The organism is Agrobacterium sp. 22-221-1 (assembly GCF_053522445.1).
The window spans coordinates 1-4462 of sequence record NZ_JBNWCL010000041.1 but is presented as its reverse complement, the minus strand read 5'-3'; the positions used below and the strand labels follow the sequence as shown (position 1 = coordinate 4462).

At 61.1% G+C, this 4462-nt stretch carries 7 protein-coding genes; 2 read left to right on the top strand and 5 right to left on the bottom strand.

Annotated features, from left to right (window positions below):
- Positions 1-221: 221 nt before the first annotated feature.
- From ACQZ5N_RS26320 to ACQZ5N_RS26305, 4 genes are all read right to left on the bottom strand, one after another.
- A complete protein-coding gene (locus ACQZ5N_RS26320) occupies positions 222-788 on the bottom strand; it encodes a type 1 glutamine amidotransferase family protein (RefSeq protein ID WP_448734562.1) in 567 nt (188 codons plus the stop codon).
- Positions 789-809: 21 nt separating this feature from the next.
- Positions 810-1298, bottom strand: a complete 489-nt coding sequence (locus ACQZ5N_RS26315) for a GNAT family N-acetyltransferase (protein ID WP_003509304.1) — start codon at positions 1296-1298, stop codon at positions 810-812.
- A 203-nt stretch (positions 1299-1501) separates the two neighbouring features.
- On the bottom strand, positions 1502-1915 hold the full coding sequence (locus ACQZ5N_RS26310; protein ID WP_142778881.1) for a MerR family transcriptional regulator: 414 nt from the start codon (positions 1913-1915) through the stop codon (positions 1502-1504).
- Between the two features lie 112 nt (positions 1916-2027).
- Entirely contained in the window at positions 2028-2390 is a 363-nt protein-coding gene (locus tag ACQZ5N_RS26305) for a hypothetical protein (protein WP_448734561.1), read from the bottom strand.
- Positions 2391-2517: 127 nt separating this feature from the next.
- Here ACQZ5N_RS26305 and dmeR point away from each other — a divergent pair, with 127 nt between their 5' ends.
- Both dmeR and dmeF read left to right on the top strand, forming a co-directional pair.
- Entirely contained in the window at positions 2518-2790 is a 273-nt protein-coding gene (gene dmeR / locus ACQZ5N_RS26300) for a Ni(II)/Co(II)-sensing transcriptional repressor DmeR (protein WP_003509296.1), read from the top strand.
- A 20-nt stretch (positions 2791-2810) separates the two neighbouring features.
- A complete protein-coding gene (dmeF, locus tag ACQZ5N_RS26295; protein WP_448734560.1) occupies positions 2811-3830 on the top strand; it encodes a CDF family Co(II)/Ni(II) efflux transporter DmeF in 1020 nt (339 codons plus the stop codon).
- 10 nt (positions 3831-3840) lie between these two features.
- On the opposite strand, the gene ACQZ5N_RS26290 is transcribed toward dmeF, so the two are convergent.
- The gene (locus tag ACQZ5N_RS26290; protein WP_065654236.1) at positions 3841-4128 is read right to left on the bottom strand and encodes a hypothetical protein; all 288 of its coding nucleotides are present in this window, start codon (positions 4126-4128) and stop codon (positions 3841-3843) included.
- Between the last annotated feature and the right edge of the window lie 334 nt (positions 4129-4462).

Sequence of the window (4462 nt, the reverse complement as noted above, 5' to 3'; positions counted from 1 at the left end):
TCGCCCGCAAACTGCTCGTCATCGCAAACGCCATGCTCAGGGATAAAACCACATTCAGGACACCCTGAGAATAATATCCGCCAATACAGTTGCCAGCCGTCGCGCGTCCGCGCGGCGGGAAGAGTCCTTTCAGCCCAAGGACTTGGGCTGGCTAGATTCCTGTGACAAGCACAGGAATGAGGGAGGGCGGGCTTACGTGGCCCACAATATCAGCGTCCGCCTCAGCGATGCTCCGCCGCAAAAACCTGAAGTTCCGCCTCGGCTTCCGGACCAAAGAGGCCGAGGTGTTTCAGGATTTCCACAGCGAAACTGACCGGCGCGCTGCCGGCGGCGGTGACGATACCGCCATCGCTGACCGCTTTCGGCTGGTCGCGATAAAGCGCCTCGCCGCTATAGACGGCATAGGCCTTGTGGGATGCCAGCGAATTGCCGGTATGGGCGACATCGTTCAGGACGCCCGTGCCGCCGAGCGCGCTTGCCGCCGCGCAGATGCCGGCAACCAGCCGGTCGCTGTCGCGAAACCGGTGCACCAGCCCGCCAAGATCGACAGCCGTCCCCTTTTCCCAGCTCAAGCCGCCGGGAATGACGAGCGCATCGATGCCGGCCGGATCAAGCGCGTCATAGGATGTGTCAGGCGTCACGGTCAGCCCGCCCATCGACGTCACCGGCCCGCCATCGGGGGTGGCGTAGACGATCTCGACGCCGAGATAGCTGCGGGCTGCCGCAGCAAGCAGCGCCGGTTCCCAATCCGCAAAATCCTGCGCCAGCGCAATGGCGATCCGTGTCATGGCCGTCTCCGTGGTTTTTAATCAGGCGATGGACTGCATGTAGCGCATGCCGGTCACCGGCCGGGGCGCGAAATCCATGTTTTCGTAGAAACGATGCGCCGCGACATTGCCGGTCGTGGCGCTGACGGAAAGATAGTCGCAGCCGAGACGCTTGGCGATATCGCGGGCGCGGGAAACCAGATGCTGGCCGGTGCCATGGCCGCGATGCCCGTCACGCACGAATAGATGATGCAGCTCAAGCCCGCGCCGGCCTTCCTGCGCCCTGTAGAGCGGCAGAAGCAGGGCGTAACCGATCAGCGCGCCATCGGCTTCGGCCACGAGGCCATGCACCCAGGGCAGCGGGCCGAACAGGTCGCGTTCCAGTTTCGCCGGCGTGATCGCCGCCGCATCGCCGTGGTAGGAGGCAAGCAGCGTGATCATCTCGTTGAGCTCGGGCAAATCCGTCTTGCGTGCGCCACGAATGATGACGACGGGCGGTCTTTCCAGTGTAAGGGAGCTATCTTCGGTCATTTTTCGGTCCTTTGGTCTTATCGGTGCCGTCAGGACGCTTGAGAAACAACAAAGCCGCCTGACGGCGGCTTGTTGACAATATGATCTGTCGAGCCGCCCTTAGAGGTAGGCCCAAAAGTACGAGCAGGAGATGGGTGCGCGTTCGTTGATCATGGGACATGCAATGCGCCCGAATCCGCAATCTGTCAAGCCCGGTTTTCCGATCAATGCTCACCTTCGCACATGCTGTGATTGGAAAGCGCGCGGATGACGTAGCAATCCTCTATGGAATGGCCGTGGCAATGGGAGACGATGCGCTCCAGCTCGTGTTCCAGCTTCTTCAGACTGGCGATCTTCTCGCGCACATGGGCGAGGTGTTCGGCGGCGATGCGGTCCGCGCCTTCGCAGGGCATCTGCCGGTGCTGGCTAAGCGCGATCAGTTCGCGGATGGCGTCGATGTTCAGCCCGAGATCGCGCGCATGGCGGATGAAAGCCAGCCTTTCGAGGTCGGTCTTTTCGTAACGGCGCTGGTTGCCGTCCGAACGGTCGGCTTCGCGGATGAGGCCCATCTGCTCGTAATAACGGATAGTCGGCACCTTGACGCCGGTGCGTTTGGACAGTTCACCGATGGACAGCATCTTTTTCTCCATATCTAGGGCGCAGCGACGGCAGAACGGATGGCTCCGCCGTTCCGGGTGCGATGCTCTAGTCTCTAGAGATATGGCTTTTCAGCCTGCCGTTCAATGGGTTTCAGGCGGCTTCATCCACACCGAGCGCCTGGGCGAGCGCCTTGAGGACATCGTTCTCGATGCTGGATGCGGTTTCCGGCTGTGCCGATGCGGCCATTTCGCCCATGTCCAGAGCGGGTGCGGTCGTCGTGGAAGCGCCGCTGTCGAGGTTCCAGAGCGCTGCGGCAAGGCCAGTGGAAACGCTGGCGGCGGCCGGCGCGACGGCCGTGGCGATGCTTTCGACGCTCGAAATGGTGCGATGCGCGGCGCGCGTCAGCTCCAGCAGGGCTTCGGTGGTGGAGTGGGTTTCCTTGCCCTTTGTCGGCTCAAGGCTCCGGATCGGAGTGGGATGATAGCTGCTGATGGTTGCTGCAATAGTCGTCATGACTGAGTCCCCTAAGTTTCATGGGGTATTTTTAACGGCCGAAACATTCGCGAGGATTGCGTCGCACGGGGCTTGAACGGAAAAACCCGCTCATATAGTATACCCCCCTATAGTATATGAGGTGCCCATGTCCCATACGATCCGCAACAAGGAGAAGCTTCTGGCCCGCATCCGCCGCCTGAAAGGGCAGATGGAGGCGGTGGAGCGCGCACTGGATGATGCCAAGCCCTGCGGCGAGGTGCTGCAATTGCTCGCTTCGGTGCGCGGCGCGCTTTCCGGCCTGACCGGGGAGGTGATGCAGGAGCATCTGCACGAGCATGTGGTGCATGCCGAAAATGAAGACGAGCGGGCGCGGGCGGCGGAAGAGCTGGCCCAGGTGCTGAAGACCTATATCCGGTAAAATCGAACAGGATTAGCGACATGACGACGACATCCGAACACCGTGCAGCAGCCGGTCACGACCATGTTTTCCTTGGCCAGAACCATGAGCGCAATGAAAGGCGTGTCTGGATGGTCATTGCGCTGACCGCGGCCATGATGGTGGCGGAAATCGTTGCCGGCCACTGGTATGGCTCCATGGCGCTGACGGCGGATGGCTGGCACATGTCCACCCATGCCGGCGCGATGCTGATTTCGGCGCTGGCCTATCTTTATGCCCGCCGCGAGGCGCGCAATCCGCGCTTCACCTTCGGCACCGGCAAGTTCGGCGATCTGGCGGGTTTTGCCAGCGCCATCGTACTGGCGGTGGTGGCGTTGCTGATTGCCGTCGAAAGCGCGATGCGCCTCATCAATCCCGTTGAAATCGATTTCAACCAGGCTATCCTCGTCGCCATCATCGGCCTTGCCGTTAATCTTCTCAGCGCCGTGCTTTTGAAGGATGACCATCACCACGATCATGGACGTGGGCATGGTCACGGCCACGGCTCGCATGCCCATCATGGCCATGGCAGCCACGCCCATCACGATCACGGCTCCCATGCCGGTCACCATGCGGACCACGGCGCAAAGGGCGGCCGGGACAATAATCTGCGCGCGGCCTATCTGCATGTGCTGGCGGATGCGCTGACTTCGGTTCTCGCCATCGTCGCGCTGCTGCTCGGCAAATGGAACGGCTGGTCGTTCCTCGATCCGTTGATGGGTATCGTTGGCGGTCTGGTCATCGCCCGCTGGTCATGGGGCCTGATCCGCTCCACGGCGACGACACTGCTCGATGCGCTGCCGCCGGCGGAGGATTTGCCGCAGGAAATCCGTGAAAGCGTTGAGACGGAAGAGGATCGCATCACCGACCTGCATGTCTGGCAGGTAGGGCCGGGGCATCACGCCGCCATCGTGGCGATCCATTCGCGGGCGCCGAAAGCGCCGGCCTTCTACAAGCAGAAACTTGCCGCCATACATGAACTCTCGCATGTGACGGTGGAAGTCAGCCCGGCAAGGGTCTGATTGGAATCGCCTATTCGGTATATTCCGAATAGGCGCTGCGCACCCATTCCACCTCGGCTTCCGCCTTGTCCTCGGGGGAAGCCGCGGTCGTATCCTGATAAGCGGGCGCACTGCCATTGCCGACGGCCCACAGAACATTGGCCAGCGACTGGGAAAGAATGGTGCTGGAAACGGTGGGGTTGCCGGGGCCGCGTTTTACCGCCTGCTCCTCCGGCGCGCTTTGAGCGCTGCCAGCTTTTTCAATGTCACGGATGCGACCCTGATAGTTATATCCGCCAATATTGCTTTCGATCTGCATGTCGGTGATTCCGCGTTCAAAAGTTAACGAATGGTTAACGGCGGCGACTTGTCCGAAACTTGCGCTTGCTGCGCTGCAGCGACTGCCGAGGGTTGACAGCCGGCGAAGTAGTGCTTCGTTTTTGCATAAAGGGGCGGGGCAGGAGGCGATTGCCAGCTTTGTCCCTCGCGGCATTGCAGTCCGGTTTAAATTTCTGGCACCATGAACACCTCACTCCCGTCATTCCGGACTTGATCCGGAATCCTGTGTATTGGATTTGTGCTATGTAGAGTGCGGGCGGAAGGCCGTCGGAATCCTGGTCGTTAGAGACCGCCTGCTGGCTTTTGGACCTCCG